Below are 20,119 nucleotides of genomic sequence, written 5' to 3' on the forward strand. Positions count from 1 at the left end.
GCTCGCCGATGCGGCCTTATAATGCCCCAATCGCTGCCTCAGGGCGGCCACCAATGGAACAGACATGACACAGCAGCAACCGATCGCCGTCCTCGGTGGTGGCAGTTTCGGCACCGCCTTCGCCAATCTGCTGGCGGAAAACGGGCAGCGCGTTCGTCAATGGATGCGCGACGAGGAGCAGGCCGAGGCGATCCGCACCCGCCGCGAGAATCCCAACTACCTCAAGGGCGTGCGTATCCATGACGGCGTGGAGCCGACCACGGACCTGGCGGCGACCCTGGCCGAGTGCGAGATGATTTTCGTCGCAGTGCCTTCCAGCGCGCTGCGCAAGGTGCTCGACGGCCGCAGCGAAGAGCTGGCGGGCAAGATGCTGGTCAGCCTGACCAAGGGCATCGAAGCGCAGAGCTTCAAGCTGATGAGCCAGGTGCTCGAAGAGATCGCCCCGAAATCCCGCATCGCGGTGATTTCCGGCCCGAACCTGGCGCGCGAGATCGCCGAGCACGAGCTGACCGCCACCGTGGTCGCCAGCGAGGACGAAGACCTCTGTGCCCAGGTGCAGCAGGCCCTGCACGGCCGCACTTTCCGCGTCTACGCCAGTGGCGACCGCTTCGGCGTCGAGCTGGGCGGCGCGCTGAAGAACGTCTACGCCATTATTGCCGGCATGGCTGCCGCGCTGGGCATGGGCGAGAACACCAAGGGCATGCTGATCACCCGCGCCCTGGCGGAGATGACCCGCTTCGCCGTCAAGCTCGGCGCCAACCCCATGACCTTCCTCGGCCTGGCCGGCGTGGGAGACCTGATCGTCACCTGTTCGTCACCCAAGAGCCGTAACTATCAGGTGGGCTTCGCCCTGGGCGAAGGCCTGACCCTGGAAGACGCCGTGGCGCGCATGGGCGAGACTGCCGAGGGCGTGAATACCCTCAAGGTGCTCAAGGCCAAGGCCGACGAGCTGCAGGTCTACATGCCGCTGGTGGCCGGCCTCAACGCCATCCTGTTCGGCGGCCGTACACTGGAGCAGGTCATCGGAGCGCTGATGAGCGGCGAGCCGAAGACCGACGTCGACTTCATTCCCACCACCGGTTTCTGAGGAGGATTCGCCATGTCCGCTGAACGTCAGCCCGCTGATCGTCTAGAGAAGGAGTCCCTGGTCCTGCGCGTCGTCTGGATGCTGGTCTTCGCGCTGGTCTGGTTCGTCGCCGAGATGATCCTCGGCGCCGTGGTGATCATCCAGCTGATCTACCGCATCATCTACGGTGCGCCAAGCGGCAGCCTGATGGGCTTCGGCGACAGCCTGAGCCAGTACTTTGCGCAGATTGGCCGCTTCGGCACCTTCCAGACCGAAGAGAAGCCCTGGCCGTTCGCCGACTGGCCGACTGCCCGTGCCCCGGAAGGCGAGGCCCCGCACGACGTGCCGCCGGCGCCGCACCCGGTGCGTGACGAGGAGCCGAAGCTTTGAAGCTCTGGCTGCTGCGCCATGGCGAGGCCGAGCCCCAGGCCCGCCGTGATGCCGAGCGCCGACTGACGGCCCATGGCATCAAGGAGGCGCTGAAAAGCGCCGCCCAACTGGCCGGTCGCCCGCTGGACGGGATCCTTGCCAGCCCCTACGTGCGCGCCCAGGAAACTGCTGAGCTGGTTCGCGAGGCGCTGGGCTTCGAGGGTTCGGTCGGCACCGCGCCCTGGCTTACCCCGGATGACGATCCGAAAGACGTGCTGCGTTTCCTCGATGGCCGCAACGAGCAGAACCTGCTGCTGGTGACGCATCAGCCGCTGGTCGGTGCGCTCGCCGGCCTGCTGGTGCATGGCAGCCGCAGCGATGCCGTGCCGTTCAGCACCGCCACGCTGGCGGAGCTGGAAGGCGAGGTGCCGGTAGCAGGATTGATGGAGCTGGTGTCGCTCTACCATCCGCGGCATTCCTGAGTCGTCCGTTTCCGCAAAGGCCCCGAAAGGGGCCTTTTGCATTTCTATTGCCGGCAAATCGTGCCTGGATGTTTCTTCGCGGGCCGCGTTGCAGAGCGGCTGGTGGCCAATCCTTCGGCTAAATCCTACAAAAGTTCACACGACCAGCCTTGTCTGCCGCTGCGCTGCGTGGAATATTCAACCAAGCAAGTGCTTGGTTGATCCATCGCTATATCCCTGAGCTACACCTCTGACAAAAAAAACAAAGGAGGGGCACGTGGTTAAAGCAGTCCGATTACCACTCGACCTGTTCTATCAGCGCGAGAAGAGCCACCCGAACAAGCGCTACCTGGTGCAGCCGCTCACTGGCGGCGAAGTGCAGACCCTGACCTGGGGCGAAGTGGGCGACCAGGCCCGCCGCGCCGCCGCCTGGCTGCGCAGCCTTGACCTGCCCGAAGGCAGCCGGGTGGCGATCATTTCGAAGAACTGTGCGCACTGGATAGTCGCCGACGTCGCCATCTGGATGGCCGGCCACGTCTCGGTGCCGCTGTATCCCAACCTCACCGCCGACTCCGTGCGCCAGGTGATGACCCACTCCGAAGCGCGGGTGGCCTTCATCGGCAAGCTGGACGACTGGCCGGCAATGGTCGACGGCATTCCCGAGGGCGTGCCCACGGTGGCTTTGCCGCTGCATCCGGAAGGGCGATTCGACCACCAGTGGGGCGATCTCCAGCAGCAGGCGCCGATCAGCGATGATCCGCGCCCGGACACCACCACCCTGGCGACCCTCATCTACACCTCCGGCACCACCGGTACGCCCAAGGGCGTGATGCACACCTTCGGCAACTTCGCCTTCGCCGCCAGCCATGCCATCGACCTGTTCGGTGTCGGCGAGGAGGACCGGCTGCTGTCGTACCTGCCGCTGTGCCATGTGGCCGAGCGGATGTTTGTGCAGATGGCGTCGATCTATGCCGGGCAGACGATCTTCTTCGCCGAGAGCCTGGACACCTTCGTTGCCGACATGCGCCGGGCGCGGCCCACGGTGTTCTTCGGCGTGCCGCGCATCTGGACCAAGTTCCAGATGGGCGTCTACGCGCAGATGCCGGCGAAAAAGCTCGACCGCCTGCTGCGCCTGCCCATCGTCGGCCGCCTGGTCGGTCGCAAGGTACTCGCCGGCCTTGGCCTGGACGCCGTGCGCTACGCCCTGTGCGGTGCCGCGCCGGTGCCCGAGGCGCTGCTGAACTGGTACCAGCGGCTGGGCCTGAATGTGCTTGAGGTCTACGGCATGACCGAGAACTGCGGCTACTCCCACGTCTGCCGTCCCGGCGAGCAGAAGACCGGCTGGATCGGCCGCAACAGCCCCGGCGTGGAAGTGCGCATCAGCGACGAGGGCGAAGTGCAGGTGCGCAGCGGCGCGACCATGGTCGGCTACTTCAAGGACCCGGAGCGCACTGCCGAGACCATCACCGAGGACGGCTTCCTGCGTACCGGCGACAAGGGCGAGCAGGATGCCGAAGGCCACCTGCGCCTGACCGGACGCATCAAGGAAATCTTCAAGACCGCCAAGGGCAAGTATGTGGCCCCGGCGCCCATCGAGAACCGCCTGGCCGTGCATTCGCGGATCGAGCAGATCTGCGTGGTCGGCGACGGCCTGATCGCCCCGCTGGGCCTGTGTGTGCTCTCCGAGGTTGGCCGCCAGGAAGCCGCCAACGGCTCGCGCATCGAGCTCGAACAGAGCCTGCAGGCGCTGCTGACGGAGGTGAACGAGGCGCTGGACAAGCACGAACGCCTGGCCGGACTGGTGCTGGTCAAGGACGTCTGGACGGTGGATAACGGCTTCCTCACGCCCACCCTGAAGATCAAGCGCAACGTGGTGGAAGGCACCTACGGTCAGCGCTTCAATGAATGGGCGGAGCGCCGCGAGGCGGTGCAATGGCATGAATGAGACGACATGAGGGGAATGGCATGACCTGGCGCACCACGCCCGATCTGGAAAAGCTCAACGCGAACCTGAAGAACACCATCGGTGAAGTGCTCGACATCCGCTTCGAGGCGTTCGACGACGACTCGCTGACCGCCAGCATGGTGGTGGATTCGCGTACCCACCAGCCCTACGGCCTGCTGCACGGCGGCGCCTCGGTGGTGCTGGCGGAGACCGTCGGCTCCACCGCCAGCTACCTGTGCCTGGATACGTCCAAGTACTACTGCGTTGGCCTGGAAGTGAACGCCAACCACCTGCGCGGCCTGCGCAGCGGGCGGGTGACGGCGGTGGCGAAGGCGGTGCACATCGGCCGCTCGACCCACGTCTGGGAAATCCGCCTGCACGGGGATGATGGCAAGCCGAGCTGCATTTCGCGGCTGACCATGGCGGTGGTGCCGCTGGAGCGTTGAGGGGGCCGGGAACTGGCTCGAACGTAGGATGGCGTGGAGCGAAGCGATACCCATCAATTACAGCTCCGTCAGCATGGGTATCGCCTAGGCTCCACCCATCCTACAAGGGCGCTCCCTGCGGTTGCATCTGACTGTAGGAGCGGGCGCTCGCAATTTTGTCCAAGACCCGCCGTTCCTGCGCCGGTAAAGTAGGCGCATGGAACGCATCGAACACCACAGCAGCGGCTTGCCCGGCGTCCGTTTCATCGACGCCGAGTACCGCCGTTTCGCCTTTCCGCGGCATTTTCACCTCGACTATCACGTCGGGTTGATGCTCGACGGTCGCCAGCGCTACACCCATCGCGGTGAGCGCTCGCTGGCCGGGAATGGCGACATCCTGCTGATGAGCCCCGAGAGTATCCACGACGGCTCCAGCGACGGTGAGGACGGCTACCGTATTCGCGTGCTGTCCATCGACCCGCACTGGCTGGACGATGCCTGCCGCGCCTTCAGCGATGGCCGCCAGGGCGCGCCGCGGCTGACGGCCGCGCAACTGCGCGATCCACGGCTGCAGGCCGAACTGCAACAAGCCCATGCCCTGATGCTGGGGGGCGAGCGGCTGGAACAGGAAGGCCAGCTGTGGCAGGCGCTGGCCGCCTTGCTGGAGCGCGCCTCCAGCCTGCGCATCCGTGAGCCGGGGCAGGGTTTCGACGCGCCGACCTGGGCACGTATCCGCGAATGGCTGGAGTCGCGCCTGGAAACGCCGCCGACGCTGGAGGAGATCGCCGAGTTCTGCGACCTCAGCCCCTGGCAGGTATTGCGCCGCTTCCGCCACCAGTGCGGATTGCCGCCGCACCAGTGGCTGACGCACCTGCGCCTCGAGCGCGCCTTGCCTCGGGTGCTCAAGGGCCAGCCGTTGTCGGAGATCGCCCTGAGCCTGGGCTTCTATGACCAGGCGCACTTCAGCCGCCTGTTCCGCCGCACCTACGGATTGCCGCCCGCGCGACTGCGCCAGCGTTGACCCAGACACTCTTCGTATCCCTTTTCCACTGGAGAATCCCGCCATGCAGGAGGTTCACGTCTTGCTCATGCTCACCGCCGTGTTTGCCGTCGCCCTGGTCAGCCCCGGCCCGGACGTCGCGCTGGTGGTGCGCACGTCACTGCACCAGGGCCGCCGCGCCGGCGTGCTCAGCGCCCTGGGGCTGGCCTGCGGCATCCTGGTCCACGGCACGTTGGTGCTGACCGGCGTGTCGCTGCTGCTCAGCCGCTCGCCGCTGCTGTTCAGTGCGTTGCAGCTGGTGGGCGCGGTCTACCTCGGCTGGCTGGGCATCGGCGCTCTGCGTGCCCTGCGCAAGCCGGGCGGGGCAGGACGGATCGACGGCGAGCTGGCTGAATCCAGGCTTGGCCCCTGGCTGCGCGGGTTGGCGACCAACCTGTTCAATCCCAAGGCGCTGGTGTTCTTCCTCGCGTTGCTGACCAGCCTGATCCCGGTAGACATGTCGGCACCCGGCAAGGTGGCGGTGGCTGTGATGCTGTTCGGCACTGGTTTCCTCTGGTTCAGCCTGCTCAGCGTGATCCTCACCCGACCGGTCTGGCAGAAGCGCTTGCTGCGGGCGGTGCCGGTGATCGATGGAGCTTGCGGGCTGGTGTTCCTGCTGGTGGCTGGCGGCATCCTGTTCAGCGTGGTGAACCACGCGGTGCATTGGGTGTGATGGTTGGCGGCGGATAACGCGTTCCGCGTTATGCGCCCTACGATGAGCCTCCTGAAGGGCGCATAACCGTTCGCGGTTGTCCGCCGAAGCTGTGCCGCAGAAGGGTGGATCAGGGCAAATCTGCCGGAGCGCCATGGACTTTGGCCGTAGTGCCGTCATTCGCGGGAGTGCGGGTCATTGCCGCACTCGGGTTGCTGTCGGAAAATCCAGGCTGTCATTCCCCCGAGTTCACCCAGCATGTCGCAAGCGGTCTTCTTCGCCCACGCCAACGGTTTCCCCTCGGGTACCTACGGCAAGTTGTTCGACGCCCTGGAGCCGGATTACCGGGTCCATCGGCTGGACATGCACGGCCATGACCCGCGCTTCCCGGTGAACGCCAACTGGGAAAACCTGGTGGAGGAGCTGCTGCATCACCTGGAGGCGCTGGATGAACCGGTGTGGGGCGTCGGCCATTCCCTGGGCGGCGTGCTGCATTACCACGCGGCGCTGCGCAGGCCCGAGCTGTATCGCGGGGTGGTCATGCTCGATTCGCCCCTGCTGACCTTGGCCGATCAACTGGTGATCCGTGTCGCCAAGCGCTTCGGCTTCATCGACCGGCTGACGCCCGCCGGCCGCACGCTCGGTCGCCGCGAGGATTTCGACGATTTTGCCGAGGCGCTGGAGTATTTCGCCGGCAAGCCGCTGTTCAAGCGTTTCGACCGCGATTGCCTGGAAGCCTATGTGCGCCACGGGCTGGCGCCGGCCGACGCAAGGGGCCTGCGGTTGAAGTTCGACCCGGCCACCGAAATCTCCATCTACCGCAACGTGCCACACACCAGCCCCGGCCGCGCGAAGCAGCTCGCCGTGCCGTTGACCATGGTGCGCGGCCGCCACAGTCGGGTGGTGCTGCCGCACCACGCCCGTATGATCGGCCGCATTCCCATGGGGGAGAGCCTGTCGCTGCCCGGTGGGCACATGTTCCCGCTGGAGCGCCCGCAGGACACCGCCGCTCTGCTCAAGACCGTCTTCGCCCGCTGGCAACAGCGCACCAACGCCTGAGGAACCGCCATGACCGCCAAAGTCCAGGAAATCCGCCTGAACCTGCCGCACATCGAGCTGGCCGCGCACCTGTTCGGCCCGGAAGACGGCCGTCCGGTGATTGCCCTGCACGGTTGGCTGGACAACGCCATGAGCTTCGCCCGCCTGGCACCGAAGCTCGAAGGTGTGCGCATCCTCGCCCTCGATTTCGCCGGCCACGGCCACTCCGGTCACCGCGCACCGGGGGCCAGCTACCTGCTCTGGGATTACGCGCTGGACGTGCTGATGGTGGCCGACCAGATGGGCTGGGAACGTTTCTCCCTGCTCGGGCACTCCATGGGCGCGATTGTCTCGGTGCTGCTGGCCGGCGCCATGCCCGAGCGCATCGAGCGCCTGGCGCTGATCGACGGCCTGGTGCCCTACACCGGTGAACCGGACACGTCGCCGCAGAAACTCGGCGAAGCCCTGCGCGCGCAACTGGCGCTGCCGAACAAGCGCAAGCCGGTGTACGAGGCTATCGACCGTGCGGTGGAAGCGCGCATGAAGGGCGTCGGTGCGGTGAGCCGGGAAGCCGCTGAACTGCTGGCATCCCGTGGCCTGGTGCCGGTGCCCGGTGGTTATACCTGGCGTACCGACGCGCGCCTGACACTGCCTTCGCCACTGCGCCTGACCCGCGCCCATGCGCGACAATTCGTCCAGTCCGTGCAGTGCCCGACCAGCCTGGTGCTGGCGCAGCAGGGGTTGATGATGGTCGAGCCGGCCACCCGCGAACTGCTCAAGGACAGGCCCTTCGAGGTCCATGAACTGCCGGGCCAGCACCACCTGCACCTGGATGACGAGGCAGGCGCCGAAGCGGTTGCCGCGATCTTCCGGCCGTTCCTGCTGGCGGACTGAGCAATACCCTGTAGCGGCGCGCAGCTTGACTAAAGCGGGGCCTGCCGCGAGTCTGCACGGATCGTTTCAGGGAGATTGTGCATGCTCGACGTCCAGACCACCGCGCGCCAAGACGGCAAAACCCATCCGGCGGACGCGCAGAAGGCCCGGATCTCACGGCTCCTTCAGTCCCTGATGCTCACCACCGCGATGGCTGCCGCTGGCGCAGTCGTCGCCGCCGACCTGCCCGACAGCCACGACCTGGACATCCTCCCGCGCTTCCCGCGTTCGGAGATCGTCGACTTCAACCAGGCTGCCGGCCAGGAGCGCATCTACCCACAGGGCTCGATCAGTCGTATCAGCGGGCGCCTGCGCATGGAGGGGGAGGTGCGTGCCATCGGTGACCTGACCGCCGTGACCTACCGCCTGCCCGACGAGGACTCCAGCCAGAGCGCCTTCGCCGCCGCGCGCAAGGACCTGCTCAAGGCCGACGCCACGCCGCTGTTCTGGTGCGAGAGCCGCGATTGCGGCTCCAGCAACCTGCTGGCCAATTCGGTGTTCGGCAACTCCAAGCTGTTCGGCCCGGACGACCAGCAGGCCTACCTGCTGGTGCGCCTTGCCGCGCCCCACGAGAACAGCCTGGTAGCGGTCTACACCATCACCCGCGGCAACCGCCGCGCCTACCTGCATGCCGAACAACTGGACAGCGGCGCCGCGCTCGGCGAGCTGCTGCCCAGCCCGGCGACCCTGATGCGCCTGCTCAAGGCCAACGGCGAGCTGACCCTCAGCCATGTACCGCAGGAGCCGGGCGGTGCCTGGCTCGACCTGCTGGTGCGTACCCTGCGCCTGGATACCGGGGTGCGCGTCGAGCTGGCCGGCAAGCACGCCAGCGATTGGCGTGCAGCACTCACCGCCCAGGGCGTGCGCGATGCGCGTCTGGAGCAGGGCAAGGACGACAGCGACGGCCTGCACCTGACCTGGCTGCGCTGATTCCCCTACGCTGAAGGGCGAAACGCCCTACACTGGGGCTTTCGAGCCAACCGGGGTTTCCAATGTTCGACAATGATCGCCTGTTGCTGCGCCTGCTGTTGCTTGGCCTGCTTGCGGCCAGCATCTGGGTGTTGCTGCCCTTCTGGTCGGCATTGGTCTGGGCGGCAGTGCTGGCTTTCGCCAGTTGGCCGCTGATGCGCCTGCTCACCCAACTGTTGGGCGGCCGCCAGGCAGCGGCGGCCGGCGTGCTCACCGTTTGCTGGATCGTGCTGGTGGCGCTGCCGCTGGTGTGGCTGGGCTTCGGGCTGGTCGACCGGGTGCGCGAAGGCGTGGAGCTGGTGAAGAACCTGCAGGTCTCCGGCCTGCCGCCGCCGCCGGAGTGGATGGCTCGCGTGCCGCTGATCGGCGATCGCCTGATCGGCTGGTGGTACCAGGCCGACCAGCAGGGCGTGGCAATGTTCTCCGCGCTCAAGCCGTACATGGGCGAGGTCGGCAACTGGGTGCTGGCGCGCAGCGCCAAACTGGGGGCGGGAATCTTCGAGCTGGTACTCAGCCTGGTGCTGATCTTCTTCTTCTACCGTGACGGCCTGCGCCTGCAGGCTTTTGCCCACGGCATGCTGCAGCGCCTCATCGGCGACACCGCACAGCAGTACATGGACATCATCGCCGGTACCGTGCAACGGGTGGTCAACGGGGTGATCGGCACCGCCGCTGCGCAGGGGGTGCTGGCAACCATCGGTTTCCTCATCGCCGGCGTGCCGGGCCCGCTGGTGCTGGGACTGCTGACCTTCGTCTGCAGCCTGCTGATGGTGCCACCGCTGATCTGGGGGCCTGCGGTGATCTGGCTGTTCTACCAGGAGAGCTACGGCTACGCGGTATTCATGGCGATCTGGGGCTTCTTCGTGATCAGCGGCGTGGACAACATCCTCAAGCCCTACCTGATCAGCCGCGGCGGCAACCTGCCGTTGGTGGTGGTGCTGCTGGGTGTGCTTGGCGGCTTGCTCAGCTTCGGCTTCATCGGCTTGTTCCTCGGGCCGGTATTGCTGGCGGTGGTCTACAACCTGATCAGCGCCTGGGTAGATAGCTCGCAACGACCGCCGTCGCCGCCGGTGGCTTGAGGCATGCAGGATGCGCCCTACGGCCCTGTGGTGAGGATGACCGCGCCACGTTAGCCGTCGCACATTGTAGGAGCGAGCTTGCTCGCGAACGGGTTGCCCGGCGGCTCAGGTGCTGGGCGGGTTCGCGAGCAAGCTTGCTCCTACAGGTAAGGCGCAATCCCGAACGGGTTATCCGCCGCCATGGCGGATAACGCCTGGGGCGTTATGCGCCCTACGATCCGGCGAAGTCAGACGTGCTCGCTCTTCACCTGCACCAACCGATCCCGCCCGGCGCCCAGGCCGAAGATGATCGCCGCCACCGTCACCACCACGAAGATCACCCCGGTTGCCGCCCAGCCGCCGGTGACGTCGTGCACCACGCCAACCAGGAAAGGTCCGCAGGCCGCCAGCGTGTAGCCCACGCCCTGGGCCATGCCGGAGAGGTTGGAGGCGACGTGGGAGTCCGGCGAGCGCAGCACGATCAGCGCCAGGGCGATGCTGAAGGTGCCGCCCTGGCCGAGGCCGAGCACCACCGCCCAGCCCCAGATACCCGAGAGCGGGGCGAGCAGCAGGCCGAGCAGGCCGGCCAGGGTCAGGCTCATGACGATTACCACGGCGAGGCGCTGGTCCTTGCCACGGGTGGCCAGCCAGGGGGCGGCCAGGGCGCTGAACAGCTGCACCATCACCGAACCGGAGAGCACCAGCCCGGCTTCCACCGCACTGAGTCCACGGTCGATGAGGATCGACGGCACCCAGCCGAAGACGATGTAGGCCAGCGACGATTGCAGGCCCATGTACAGCGTCACCTGCCAGGCCAGCGGGTCCCGCCACAGGCCCTTCACCTTGTACACCGCACGGTGGGCGTGGTGGTTCTGGCGCGTCTGCGGCAGCCAGATCGCCGCCGCGACCACGGCGGGAATCGCCCAGAACGCCAGGGCCAGTTGCCAGCTGTTGCCCATCAGCCCGGCCAGCGGCACGGTGGAACCGGCGGCGGTGGCGGCGCCCAGGCACAGGGCCATGGTGTAGACGCCGGTCATGGTCCCGGCGATATGCGGGAAGTCGCGCTTGACGATGCCCGGCAGCAGCACGCCGATGATGCCGATGCTGGCGCCGGCCACCAGGCTGCCGAGGAACAGCCCGGCCACCGGGAACAGGCTGCGCAGGACGATGCCGCCGGCCAGAGTGAAGAGGATCAGCAGCACGGTGCGCTCGGCGCCCAGGCGCCGCGCGAGCATCGGCGCCAGCGGCGCGAACAGGCCCAGGCAGAGTACCGGCAGGGTGGTCAGCAGGCCGGCGGCGGCAGCGGAAAGGCCGGTGCCGTCGCGCACGGTGTTGAGCAGCGGCGACAGGCTGGAAAGCGCCGGGCGCAGGTTGATCGCCACCAGCACCAGGCCCAGCAGCAACAGCCAGGTACGTTGCGGGCGCGGTTCGATCTTCGGCGCGCTGTCGTCTTCGGCGTCGATCAGCAGTTCTTCGGGCGGGCAGGACACCTTGTGTTCGGTGTCTTTCGGGTCATTGGGCAGGGACATGGTGGGCATTCCAGGGCAGCAAGGCAGAAAGCGTTCGGTATAGGAAATGGGAGTCAGATCAGCAGCGCGCGGTTCGCTTTCGCGGCGGCTTCGGCGTCGCCACGGGCAATGGCGTCCACCAGCTCGCGGTGCAGCTCGAAGCTGGGTTGTGGACGGCTCGGGTCGCCGATGGTGCGTTCCAGCCCGGCGCGGATGACCTGGGAGAAGTAGCGGTACAGCTCGCTGAGCACCGGGTTGTGGGCGCTGTCCACCACGCGTTGGTGGAAGGCCAGGTCGTGGGCGATGTATTCGTCCAGCGATCCGCCGTGGTGCACGGCGGAAGCTTCGAGGGCCTCATGCAGCGCGGCGAGGTCGGTTTCGCTGCGGCGCTCGGCGGCCAGTCGGCTGGCTTCCACCTCGATGATGCCGCGTGCCTCCAGCGCCTGTTCCACCGAGCTGCGGGCGAGCACCAGCATGGCGTCCAGTGGGTTGGCGCAGGCGCGCACGTAGGTGCCATCGCCCTGGCGCACTTCCAGCACACCGGAGAAGGTCAGCACGCGCACCGCCTCTCGAACCGTATTGCGGCTCATGCCGAGGGCTTCGGCCAGTTCGGGTTCGGGGGGCAGGCGCTGGCCCAGCGGCCAGGTGCCGTCGCCGATGCGCTGGTGGATCTGCTCCAGGGCGATGTCGACCAGGGAGCGCTTTTGAAGAGGGCTTGGCATGGAAACATCCAATCATCGGATGAATTTGAAGAGGCCAAGACTAGGCCAGGGACGGGGTCGCTGGCAATGCAGGACTGACGGGTGATACCGCCGGAGCGGGGCGCTCCGGCGGTGGGGACGACGCGGATCAGGCGGCGATGTTCACCAGGCTGCCGCTGGTAGCCTGGAGCGCGGTGACCTCGCTGCTCTGGTATTGCTTGAGCAGGTTGGCCACCAGCTTCTGGTAGGCAGCGCCGGTGTTGGCGCTGCCTGAGGAGGTGCTGGAGGCGGTGGTCGTCGAGCTGTCCGAGGAGCCGCTGGAAGAGTCGCTGGACGAGCCACTGGAGGCCGAAGGTGGCGGACCGTCGCTGCGCTGCGCCTGCAGTGCGCTGGCGAGTTCGTCGCTGCTGATGGAGCCGTTGCCGTCGGCGTCGAGTTGGCTGAACAGCTCGCTCAGGCGCTCGCTGTCGTCGCTGCTGCCCAGGGCGGAAAGCTCGTCGCTGCTGAGGCTGCCGTCGCCGTCGCTGTCCAGGGCGCTGATCAGGTCGTCGGCGGATTCACCCGCATCGGCCATTCCCCCCATGCCGCCCGGCGGTGGGGGAGGCGGAGGCATGGCGGCGGAGAGTTCGTCCTGGGAGATGCCGCCGCTGGCATCGCTGTCCAACTCGCTGAGCAGAGCGTCGATGTCGATATCGCTGCTGTCCGAGTCGTCGCCGGACGAGAGCGCGCTGGTCAGTTCGTCCTTGCTGATGCTGCCGTCGCCATCGCTGTCGATGGACTTGAACAGGTCTTCCTGGAATTTCGCCGCGCCCTGGGACGCGCCAGTGCTACCGCTCTGCGTGGTGGTAGTGCTGCTGGCGGTCTGGGGCCGGGCGAGCGAGCTGGTGTAGTAGCTCGCATAGCTGCTGCTCACGCCGCTGATCATAGGAGAGTCTCCATGGTTGCCAAGCCGGAGGGTTCTCCGGTGATGACAGCCTCGGGCGCGCCTGTGTCGCGGGTTTGTGCGCTTTGTTTGCTGGCGGCTACAACGGCGTTACGCAGTCGTGCTTCTGGGTAGGCGCAGTACGGCGGTGGCGCCGCCGCCGGGGGTTTCCTCGAAGAACAGGTCGCCGCCCTGGCGCCGCGCGGCATCGCGAGCGATGGCCAGGCCCAGGCCGACGCCGCCGGAGTTGCGGTTGCGCGAGCCTTCCAGGCGGAAGAACGGCTCGAACACCTGCTCGCGCAGCTCCGCGGGAATGCCTGGGCCGTGGTCGCGTACGCGGATTTCCAGCTCGCGGGTGCCGTCACGCAGTTCGATGCTGACATCGCCGGCATAGCGCAGCGCATTGTCCAGCAGGTTGTTCAGGCAGGAGCGCAGTGCCATCGGCTGCACCTTGAGCGGCGCGCAGTAGCCTTCCACGCCGACATCGGCGCCGCGCTCGCAGGCATCCTCCGCGAGGGAGTCGGCCAGCGCCTTCACGTCGAACCACTGCAGGGGTTCGCTGGCGCGCTCCTGCTGCAGGTAGTGCAGGGTGGAGTCGAGCATGCCGATCATTTCGGCCAGGTCCTGGCTGATGCGGGTGCGCAGCTGTGGGTTGTCGACTTCCTCGACGCGCAGGCGCAGGCGCGAGAGCGGCGTGCGCAGGTCATGGGAAACCGCCACCAGCATGCGGCTGCGCTGCTGTACCTGTTCGCGAATGCGCTCGCGCATGCGGTTGAAGGCGCGCGCGGCCTGGCGCGCTTCACGCGTGCCGGTCTCCGGCAGGGGTGGGCTGTCCAGGTCTTCGGAGAGGCGCAGCGCAGCGTCACCCAGATGCTGCACCGGGCGGGCCAGCAGGCGCGCGCCGATGTAGGCGGCGAGGATCAGGGTCAGCAGTTGGAAGGCGAACGGCACGCTCCAGAACGGCAGGCGCGGGCCGGGCGGTGGCGGCGGCATCATGCCCGGTGGTGGCGGTCCGCGTTCGAAACCTGCTCCCGCTGGTGGCGGCGGTGGCGGCTCGTGGCGCGGCCCGTAGTGATGGAACCAGGCGAAGGCCAGCAGGTGCGCGACCACGATGGCCAGCAGGAACACGCCGAACAGCCGGGCGAACAGGCTGTCGGCGCGCTCCAGGGGTTTTTCCTTTGCGCGCACGGGCGCGGACTCAGGCGATGTCGCGGACATCGAACAGGTACCCTTCGCCGCGTACGGTCTTGATCAGCCGGGGCGAGCGCGGATCGTCGCCGAGCTTCTGCCGCAGGCGCGAGACCAGCAGGTCGATGCTGCGGTCGAAGGCCTCGATGGCGCGGCCACGGGCGGCGTCCAGCAGCAGTTCGCGGTTGAGCACCCGCCGCGGGCGTTCGAGGAACACCCAGAGCAGGCGGAATTCGGCGTTGGACAGCGGCACCACCAGGCCATCCGGGGCATGCAGCTGGCGCAGCACGCTGTCTAGCCGCCACTGGTCGAAGCGCACCTGGGCACGCGGTTCGCCGCGGGTGCCTTCCTCGCTGGGGAGACTGGTGCCGCGCACGCGGCGCAGGATGGTCTGGATGCGTGCTACCAGCTCGCGCGGTTCGAAGGGCTTGGCCATGTAGTCGTCGGCGCCCAGTTCCAGGCCGATGATGCGGTCCGCCGGCTCGCAGCGGGCGGTGAGCATGAGGATCGGGATGTCCGATTCGGCGCGCAGGTAGCGGCACAGCGACAGGCCGTCTTCGCCCGGCAGCATCAGGTCGAGCACCACCACGTCGTAGCTGTCGTTCTCCAGCGCACGGCGCATCTCCACGCCGTCGGCGACGCCATGGGTCTCGATGTTGAAGCGTGCCAGGTAACCGCAGAGCAGCTCGCGGATCGGCTCGTCGTCATCCACCAGCAGGGCGCGGGTGGTCCAGCGGCGTGGGTCGTCGGAAGTGGTCGGGTGCATGAAGAAACCTGTCGCGGGAGAACGTGGGGCAGGATGGCCAGGGGCCGCCAGGGGCATGCGACGCACGCATGCTAACCCGTCATCGCGTGCGCGGGCCATGGTCGGCGAGGCTGCAGCCGACGGGTGTCGCCAGCGTGTCCGCTGTGTATCGGTTTCGATACATGCCCGCCGGGCGCCGCTCCCATGCGGTTTTTTACGCCTTCTTTACGCCGCCCGGCGAGCCCGGGAATCGCTCCTTTACGCGTTCCTTGCGGAAACTTTCCGTCAAGCGGCAACAGCCGCATCAAGCGATGGAATCGCCCGCGTGAGGAGAAAGCAATCATGAGCGTGCTCGACGGTGTGTCCCTGGTCCTGGCGACGGGACTGTTCATCTACCTGCTGGTGGCGCTGCTGCGCGCCGACCGTTCCTAGGAGTGGCCATGAACAGCCATGACGTACTGCTGATCGTTGCCTTCCTGGCGCTGGTGCTGGTGCCGGCGCCCTTCCTCGGGCGTTTCTACTACAAGGTGATGGAGGGCCAGCGGACCTTCCTCAGCCCGGTCTTCCTGCCGGTGGAGCGGGCCATTTACCGCGTATGCGGCATCCATCCTGACGATGAGCAGAACTGGAAGAGCTACACCCTGGCGCTACTGGCCTTCAACCTGGCCGGGCTCGCGCTGCTGTTCGCCATCCTCCTGCTGCAGGGCGGCCTGCCGCTCAACCCGCAGCACCTGCCGGGCCTGGAGTGGACGCTGGCCTTCAACACCGCGGTGAGCTTCGTCACCAACACCAACTGGCAGGCCTACAGCGGTGAGGCTTCGCTGAGCTACCTGAGCCAGATGCTCGGCCTGACCGTGCAGAACTTCGTCAGCGCCGCCGTCGGCCTGGCTGTGCTGGTGGCGCTGGCCCGCGGCATCTCGCGCAAGTCGACGAACAACCTCGGCAACTTCTGGGTCGACCTGACCCGCGCCACCCTCTACGGGCTGATCCCGCTGTGCCTGCTGCTGGCGCTGCTGCTGGTCTGGCAGGGCGTGCCGCAGACCTTCCTCGACTACGCCCACGCGCTGACCGTGCAGGGCGCCGACCAGTCCATCCCGCTGGGCCCGGCGGCCAGCCAGATCGCTATCAAGCAATTGGGCACCAACGGCGGCGGCTTCTTCGGCGTGAACTCGGCGCACCCGTTCGAGAACCCGACCATCTGGAGCAACCTGTTCGAAGTTGTCTCGATCATCCTGATCCCGGCTGCGCTGGTGTTCACCTTCGGCCACTACGTGAAGGACCTGCGCCAGAGCCGCGCCATCCTCGGCTGCATGCTGGTGCTGTTCGCCCTCGGCCTGGGCGCCTCGCTGTGGGCCGAGTACCAGCCCAACCCGGCGCTCAGCGCGCTGCCGGTGGAGCAGGCCGCCCCGCTGGAAGGCAAGGAAAGCCGCTTCGGCACCACTGCCAGCGTGCTCTGGTCGGTGACCACCACTGCGGCCTCCAATGGCTCGGTGAACGCCATGCATGACAGCCTGAATCCGCTGTCCGGTATGGTGGCGATGCTCAACATGATGGTCGGCGAAGTGATCTTCGGCGGCGTCGGCGCGGGGCTCTACGGCATGCTGTTGTTCGTCCTGATCGCCGTGTTCCTCGCCGGGTTGATGGTCGGTCGCACCCCGGAATACCTCGGCAAGAAGCTCGAAGCCCGCGAAGTCCGCCTGTTGGTGGCAACCCTGCTGGTAATGCCGGTCGGCGTGCTGGTGCTCGGCGCCATCGCCGCCAGCCTGCCGGGCCCGGCCTCGGCAGTGAGCAACCCCGGCCCGCATGGCTTCAGCCAGCTGCTGTACGCCTATACCTCGGGCACCGCGAACAACGGCTCGGCCTTCGGTGGCTTCGGCGCCAATACGCCGTTCCACAACCTGATGATCGCCCTGGCCATGCTGATCGGCCGCTTCGGCTACATCCTGCCGGTGCTGGCGATCGCCGGCAGCCTGGCGGCGAAGAAGGCCACGCCCGTTGGCCCCAACAGCTTCCCGACCCACGGCCTGCTGTTCGTCAGCCTGCTGACCGCGACCATTCTGCTGGTCGGCGGCCTGAACTTCCTGCCAACGCTGGTGCTGGGCCCGGTGGCCGATCACCTGACGCTTGGTTTCTGAGGAGCTCCTTGAATGAACGCACATACCCAGGAACTCGCGATGAAAAAGGCCGTTGAAAAGCGCCCGACCACCGCGCTGTCCGCCCTCTGGAAGCCGGCACTGCTGCAGGCCTTCATCAAGCTCGACCCACGCCAGCTGCAACGCTCGCCGGTGATGCTGGTGGTCGCCCTGACCGCCGTGCTGACCACCGTGCTGTGTGTGGTCGGCGGTGAGTCGGTGCCCACCTTCGTCGCCGTGCAGATCGCCGTGTGGCTGTGGTTCACCGTGCTCTTCGCCAACTTCGCCGAAGCCCTTGCAGAAGGCCGCGGCAAGGCCCGCGCCGACAGCCTCAAGGCCGGTACCCAGGGCCTGCAGGCCATGCGCATGGCGGTGACCGGCAAGTTCGAGAAAGTCGCCGCCAGCAGCCTGCGCAAGGGCGACGTGGTACGCGTCGAAGCTGGCGAGCTGATCCCCGGCGACGGCGAGGTGATCGAGGGCGTGGCAGCGGTCAACGAGGCCGCCATCACTGGCGAATCCGCGCCGGTGATCCGCGAATCCGGCGGCGACCGTTCGGCTGTCACCGGCAACACCCGGCTGGTCTCCGACTGGCTGCTGGTGAAAATCACCGCCAACCCCGGCGAATCCACCCTCGACCGCATGATCGCGCTGGTGGAAGGCGCCAAGCGGCAGAAGACCCCCAACGAAGTCGCGCTGGACATCCTGCTGATCGGCCTGACGCTGATCTTCCTGCTGGTGGTCGTGACCCTCAAACCCTTCGCCCTGTTCGCCGGCGGCAACCTGCCGCTGGTGTTCCTGGTGGCGCTGCTGGTGACCCTGATCCCCACCACCATCGGCGGCCTGCTGTCGGCCATCGGTATCGCCGGCATGGACCGCCTGGTGCGCCTGAACGTCATCGCCAAGTCCGGCCGCGCCGTGGAGGCGGCGGGGGATGTGCACGTGCTGATGCTCGACAAGACCGGCACCATCACCTTCGGCAACCGCCGCTGCAGCGCGCTGCACACCGCGCCCGGCGTGCAGCCGCTGGAACTGGCCGAGGGCGCGTTCCTCGCCTCGCTGGCGGACGATACGCCGGAAGGCAAATCCATCGTGGAGTTCCTGCGCGCGCAGATCGTCCTTCCGGAGCCGGAGCGCAGCCGCGTGACGCCGATCGCCTTCAGCGCCGAGACGCGCCTGTCAGGCATCGACATGGACGGCCATGTCTACCGCAAGGGCGCCGTCGACGCCGCGCTGGCCTTCGTTGGCCTGGAGCGCGCGCAGATGCCGGAAAGCCTGGCCAAGGAAATCGAACGGATCGCCCAGAGTGGCGGCACGCCGCTGCTGGTGGTGGCCGACGGCAAACTGCTGGGCGCTATTCACCTCAAGGACGTGGTCAAGCCGGGCATCCGCGAGCGCTTCGCCGAACTGCGCCGCATGGGCATCCGCACCGTGATGGTGACCGGCGACAACCCGCTGACCGCCGCCGCCATCGCCGCCGAAGCCGGTGTGGACGACGTGATCGCCGAAGCCACGCCGGAGAAGAAACTGGCGCGCATCCGCCAGGAACAGGGCGAGGGGCGCATGGTCGCCATGTGCGGCGACGGCGCCAACGACGCCCCCGCGTTAGCCCAGGCGGATGTCGGCATGGCCATGAACGACGGCACCCAGGCCGCCCGCGAGGCCGCCAACCTGGTAGACCTGGACAGCGACCCGACCAAGCTGCTGGACGTGGTGCAGGTCGGCAAGGAACTGCTGGTGACCCGTGGCGCGCTGACCACCTTCTCGGTGGCCAACGATGTGGCCAAGTACTTCGCCATCCTTCCCGCGCTGTTCGCCGGCATCTACCCGCAGCTGGGCGTGCTCAACGTGATGAAACTGGCCAGCCCGCAGAGCGCCATCCTCTCGGCCATCGTGTTCAACGCGCTGATCATCGTTGCGCTGATTCCCCTGGCCCTGCGCGGTGTGCGCGTGCAGGCCAGCGACGCCTCGCAGCTGCTACGGCGCAACCTGCTGATCTACGGCGTGGGCGGGCTGCTGGCGCCGTTCGTGGGGATCAAGGTGATCGACATGCTGCTCGTCGCCATCGGCCTCGCCTGACTGCTGAGCGGCTTTTCGTAGGAGCGAGCTTGCTCGCGAACCGCCCGAGCGCTGGAGCAGCCGGATAGTTGTTCGCGAGCAAGCTCGCTCCTACAGGCCACGCCCGGCGCTGAACTGGCCGGATGCACCGAACAACGCCCTCTCCCTTCAGGGGGGTGCCTAGTCAGAGGGCGGGGGAGAGGGTAACCAGCCCCGCTCCCGACCCAACAGAGGAACACCAACATGCTCAACCAACTCCGCCCCGCCATCGCCTCGCTGGTCCTGCTCAGCGCGATCACCGGTGTTGTCTACCCGCTGACCGTCACCGGCATCGCCCAGGTGGCCTTCCACGACCAGGCCAATGGCAGCCTGGTGCGCGACGACCAGGGCAACGTCCGCGGCTCGGCCCTGATCGCGCAGAAATTCGACGGCGCCCAGTGGTTCCATTCGCGCCCCTCGGCCGGTGATTTCGCCACCGTCTCCAGCAGCGCCAGCAACCTTGCGCCCGGCAACCCGGCGCTGGCCGAACGCATTGCCAAGGATGCTGCAGCCCAGCAGGTGGGTGGGCAACCGGTGCCGCTGGCGCTGATCACCACCTCCGGCAGTGGCCTCGACCCGCAGCTGCCGCCCGCCGCCGCGCTGTACCAGGTGCCGCGCATCGCGCTGGAACGTGGCGTGCCGGCGGCGAGCCTGGAGAAGCTGGTGGAAGCCAACACCGAACGCCCGCTGATCGGCCCCGCCGTGGTCAACGTGCTGGCGCTGAACATGGCCCTGGCCAGCCTGCCTCGCTAGACTCCAGCGCCTGTGTAGCAGGGTGCAGCCAGGGTTGGACCGTAGGGCGAATAACCTGGAACAGGTTGTCCGCCGGCTCTGATCGTGGTGGATAACGCTGGCGCGTTATGCACCCTACAAA

Annotated in this window: 20 protein-coding genes; 15 read left to right on the forward strand and 5 right to left on the reverse strand. The window is 67.3% G+C overall.

Going from position 1 to position 20,119, the window contains the following annotated elements; genetic code table 11:
- The first annotated feature begins 64 nt into the window (after nt 1–64).
- The 11 genes from RS899_RS05980 to RS899_RS06030 all read left to right on the forward strand — a co-directional run bounded on the left by RS899_RS05980 (nt 65) and on the right by RS899_RS06030 (nt 9,976).
- Nucleotides 65–1,087 carry an NAD(P)H-dependent glycerol-3-phosphate dehydrogenase gene (locus RS899_RS05980; RefSeq protein WP_054908416.1) on the forward strand — a complete coding sequence of 341 codons (1,023 nt, stop codon included), beginning with the start codon at nt 65–67 and terminating at the stop codon, nt 1,085–1,087.
- Between the two features lie 12 nt (nt 1,088–1,099).
- Nucleotides 1,100–1,456: a DUF4389 domain-containing protein gene (locus RS899_RS05985; protein ID WP_054908417.1), complete on the forward strand. Its 357-nt coding sequence runs from the start codon at nt 1,100–1,102 to the stop codon at nt 1,454–1,456.
- The gene (gene sixA / locus RS899_RS05990) at nt 1,453–1,917 is read left to right on the forward strand and encodes a phosphohistidine phosphatase SixA (RefSeq protein ID WP_169940509.1); all 465 of its coding nucleotides are present in this window, start codon (nt 1,453–1,455) and stop codon (nt 1,915–1,917) included. Before RS899_RS05985 ends, sixA begins: the two co-directional genes overlap by 4 nt.
- A gap of 256 nt (nt 1,918–2,173) precedes the next feature.
- Nucleotides 2,174–3,841, forward strand: coding sequence for an AMP-binding protein (locus RS899_RS05995; RefSeq protein WP_054908419.1), 1,668 nt, complete (start codon nt 2,174–2,176; stop codon nt 3,839–3,841).
- A 20-nt stretch (nt 3,842–3,861) separates the two neighbouring features.
- Complete coding sequence (locus RS899_RS06000) at nt 3,862–4,287, forward strand: hotdog fold thioesterase (protein ID WP_017517381.1); 426 nt, start codon at nt 3,862–3,864, stop codon at nt 4,285–4,287.
- Nucleotides 4,288–4,483: 196 nt separating this feature from the next.
- On the forward strand, nt 4,484–5,287 hold the full coding sequence (locus RS899_RS06005; RefSeq protein WP_024766924.1) for an AraC family transcriptional regulator: 804 nt from the start codon (nt 4,484–4,486) through the stop codon (nt 5,285–5,287).
- A gap of 43 nt (nt 5,288–5,330) precedes the next feature.
- Entirely contained in the window at nt 5,331–5,978 is a 648-nt protein-coding gene (locus tag RS899_RS06010) for a LysE family translocator (RefSeq protein ID WP_038803673.1), read from the forward strand.
- A 237-nt stretch (nt 5,979–6,215) separates the two neighbouring features.
- A complete protein-coding gene (locus RS899_RS06015) occupies nt 6,216–7,016 on the forward strand; it encodes an alpha/beta fold hydrolase (RefSeq protein WP_054908420.1) in 801 nt (266 codons plus the stop codon).
- A 9-nt stretch (nt 7,017–7,025) separates the two neighbouring features.
- Nucleotides 7,026–7,889 (forward strand): alpha/beta fold hydrolase, encoded by an 864-nt coding sequence (locus tag RS899_RS06020; RefSeq protein ID WP_315809347.1) that lies wholly within the window; start codon nt 7,026–7,028, stop codon nt 7,887–7,889.
- 174 nt (nt 7,890–8,063) lie between these two features.
- Nucleotides 8,064–8,858, forward strand: a complete 795-nt coding sequence (locus RS899_RS06025; protein WP_233300183.1) for a DUF4892 domain-containing protein — start codon at nt 8,064–8,066, stop codon at nt 8,856–8,858.
- Between the two features lie 62 nt (nt 8,859–8,920).
- The gene (locus RS899_RS06030; protein ID WP_054908421.1) at nt 8,921–9,976 is read left to right on the forward strand and encodes an AI-2E family transporter; all 1,056 of its coding nucleotides are present in this window, start codon (nt 8,921–8,923) and stop codon (nt 9,974–9,976) included.
- Between the two features lie 227 nt (nt 9,977–10,203).
- On the opposite strand, the gene RS899_RS06035 is transcribed toward RS899_RS06030, so the two are convergent.
- The 5 genes from RS899_RS06035 to RS899_RS06055 all read right to left on the reverse strand — a co-directional run bounded on the left by RS899_RS06035 (nt 10,204) and on the right by RS899_RS06055 (nt 15,040).
- Nucleotides 10,204–11,484: a CynX/NimT family MFS transporter gene (locus tag RS899_RS06035; protein WP_169940495.1), complete on the reverse strand. Its 1,281-nt coding sequence runs from the start codon at nt 11,482–11,484 to the stop codon at nt 10,204–10,206.
- A 53-nt stretch (nt 11,485–11,537) separates the two neighbouring features.
- On the reverse strand, nt 11,538–12,185 hold the full coding sequence (locus RS899_RS06040; RefSeq protein ID WP_037016845.1) for a FadR/GntR family transcriptional regulator: 648 nt from the start codon (nt 12,183–12,185) through the stop codon (nt 11,538–11,540).
- A 127-nt stretch (nt 12,186–12,312) separates the two neighbouring features.
- Nucleotides 12,313–13,089, reverse strand: a complete 777-nt coding sequence (locus RS899_RS06045; RefSeq protein WP_315809348.1) for an EF-hand domain-containing protein — start codon at nt 13,087–13,089, stop codon at nt 12,313–12,315.
- A gap of 108 nt (nt 13,090–13,197) precedes the next feature.
- Nucleotides 13,198–14,304, reverse strand: coding sequence for a HAMP domain-containing sensor histidine kinase (locus tag RS899_RS06050; protein WP_315809349.1), 1,107 nt, complete (start codon nt 14,302–14,304; stop codon nt 13,198–13,200).
- The gene (locus tag RS899_RS06055) at nt 14,285–15,040 is read right to left on the reverse strand and encodes a response regulator (RefSeq protein WP_054908426.1); all 756 of its coding nucleotides are present in this window, start codon (nt 15,038–15,040) and stop codon (nt 14,285–14,287) included. Before RS899_RS06055 ends, RS899_RS06050 begins: the two co-directional genes overlap by 20 nt.
- Before the next feature lie 321 nt (nt 15,041–15,361).
- Here RS899_RS06055 and kdpF point away from each other — a divergent pair, with 321 nt between their 5' ends.
- The 4 genes from kdpF to kdpC all read left to right on the forward strand — a co-directional run bounded on the left by kdpF (nt 15,362) and on the right by kdpC (nt 19,998).
- Nucleotides 15,362–15,451 (forward strand): K(+)-transporting ATPase subunit F, encoded by a 90-nt coding sequence (gene kdpF, locus RS899_RS06060; protein ID WP_009618573.1) that lies wholly within the window; start codon nt 15,362–15,364, stop codon nt 15,449–15,451.
- A gap of 8 nt (nt 15,452–15,459) precedes the next feature.
- A complete protein-coding gene (gene kdpA, locus RS899_RS06065; protein WP_054908427.1) occupies nt 15,460–17,154 on the forward strand; it encodes a potassium-transporting ATPase subunit KdpA in 1,695 nt (564 codons plus the stop codon).
- Between the two features lie 12 nt (nt 17,155–17,166).
- Nucleotides 17,167–19,227, forward strand: a complete 2,061-nt coding sequence (gene kdpB / locus RS899_RS06070; protein ID WP_315809350.1) for a potassium-transporting ATPase subunit KdpB — start codon at nt 17,167–17,169, stop codon at nt 19,225–19,227.
- A gap of 222 nt (nt 19,228–19,449) precedes the next feature.
- Complete coding sequence (kdpC, locus tag RS899_RS06075) at nt 19,450–19,998, forward strand: potassium-transporting ATPase subunit KdpC (protein ID WP_315809351.1); 549 nt, start codon at nt 19,450–19,452, stop codon at nt 19,996–19,998.
- Nucleotides 19,999–20,119 lie beyond the last annotated feature (121 nt).

It is taken from the genome of Pseudomonas sp. C9-3 (assembly GCF_032392015.1).
Lineage (GTDB): Bacteria > Pseudomonadota > Gammaproteobacteria > Pseudomonadales > Pseudomonadaceae > Pseudomonas > Pseudomonas nitroreducens.

Excerpts from the sequence above, each read along its gene's own strand:
- RS899_RS05980 (WP_054908416.1), top strand. The coding sequence starts at position 65 with ATGACACAGCAGCAACCGATCGCCGTCCTCGGTGGTGGCAGTTTCGGC.
- RS899_RS05985 (WP_054908417.1), top strand. The coding sequence starts at position 1,100 with ATGTCCGCTGAACGTCAGCCCGCTGATCGTCTAGAGAAGGAGTCCCTG.
- RS899_RS06000 (WP_017517381.1), top strand. The coding sequence starts at position 3,862 with ATGACCTGGCGCACCACGCCCGATCTGGAAAAGCTCAACGCGAACCTG.
- RS899_RS06005 (WP_024766924.1), top strand. The coding sequence starts at position 4,484 with ATGGAACGCATCGAACACCACAGCAGCGGCTTGCCCGGCGTCCGTTTC.
- RS899_RS06010 (WP_038803673.1), top strand. The coding sequence starts at position 5,331 with ATGCAGGAGGTTCACGTCTTGCTCATGCTCACCGCCGTGTTTGCCGTC.
- RS899_RS06015 (WP_054908420.1), top strand. The coding sequence starts at position 6,216 with ATGTCGCAAGCGGTCTTCTTCGCCCACGCCAACGGTTTCCCCTCGGGT.
- RS899_RS06020 (WP_315809347.1), top strand. The coding sequence starts at position 7,026 with ATGACCGCCAAAGTCCAGGAAATCCGCCTGAACCTGCCGCACATCGAG.
- RS899_RS06025 (WP_233300183.1), top strand. The coding sequence starts at position 8,064 with ATGCTCACCACCGCGATGGCTGCCGCTGGCGCAGTCGTCGCCGCCGAC.
- RS899_RS06030 (WP_054908421.1), top strand. The coding sequence starts at position 8,921 with ATGTTCGACAATGATCGCCTGTTGCTGCGCCTGCTGTTGCTTGGCCTG.
- RS899_RS06035 (WP_169940495.1), bottom strand. The coding sequence starts at position 11,484 with ATGTCCCTGCCCAATGACCCGAAAGACACCGAACACAAGGTGTCCTGC.
- RS899_RS06040 (WP_037016845.1), bottom strand. The coding sequence starts at position 12,185 with ATGCCAAGCCCTCTTCAAAAGCGCTCCCTGGTCGACATCGCCCTGGAG.
- RS899_RS06045 (WP_315809348.1), bottom strand. The coding sequence starts at position 13,089 with ATGATCAGCGGCGTGAGCAGCAGCTATGCGAGCTACTACACCAGCTCG.
- RS899_RS06050 (WP_315809349.1), bottom strand. The coding sequence starts at position 14,304 with ATGTCCGCGACATCGCCTGAGTCCGCGCCCGTGCGCGCAAAGGAAAAA.
- RS899_RS06055 (WP_054908426.1), bottom strand. The coding sequence starts at position 15,040 with ATGCACCCGACCACTTCCGACGACCCACGCCGCTGGACCACCCGCGCC.
- kdpF (WP_009618573.1), top strand. The coding sequence starts at position 15,362 with ATGAGCGTGCTCGACGGTGTGTCCCTGGTCCTGGCGACGGGACTGTTC.
- kdpA (WP_054908427.1), top strand. The coding sequence starts at position 15,460 with ATGAACAGCCATGACGTACTGCTGATCGTTGCCTTCCTGGCGCTGGTG.
- kdpB (WP_315809350.1), top strand. The coding sequence starts at position 17,167 with ATGAACGCACATACCCAGGAACTCGCGATGAAAAAGGCCGTTGAAAAG.
- kdpC (WP_315809351.1), top strand. The coding sequence starts at position 19,450 with ATGCTCAACCAACTCCGCCCCGCCATCGCCTCGCTGGTCCTGCTCAGC.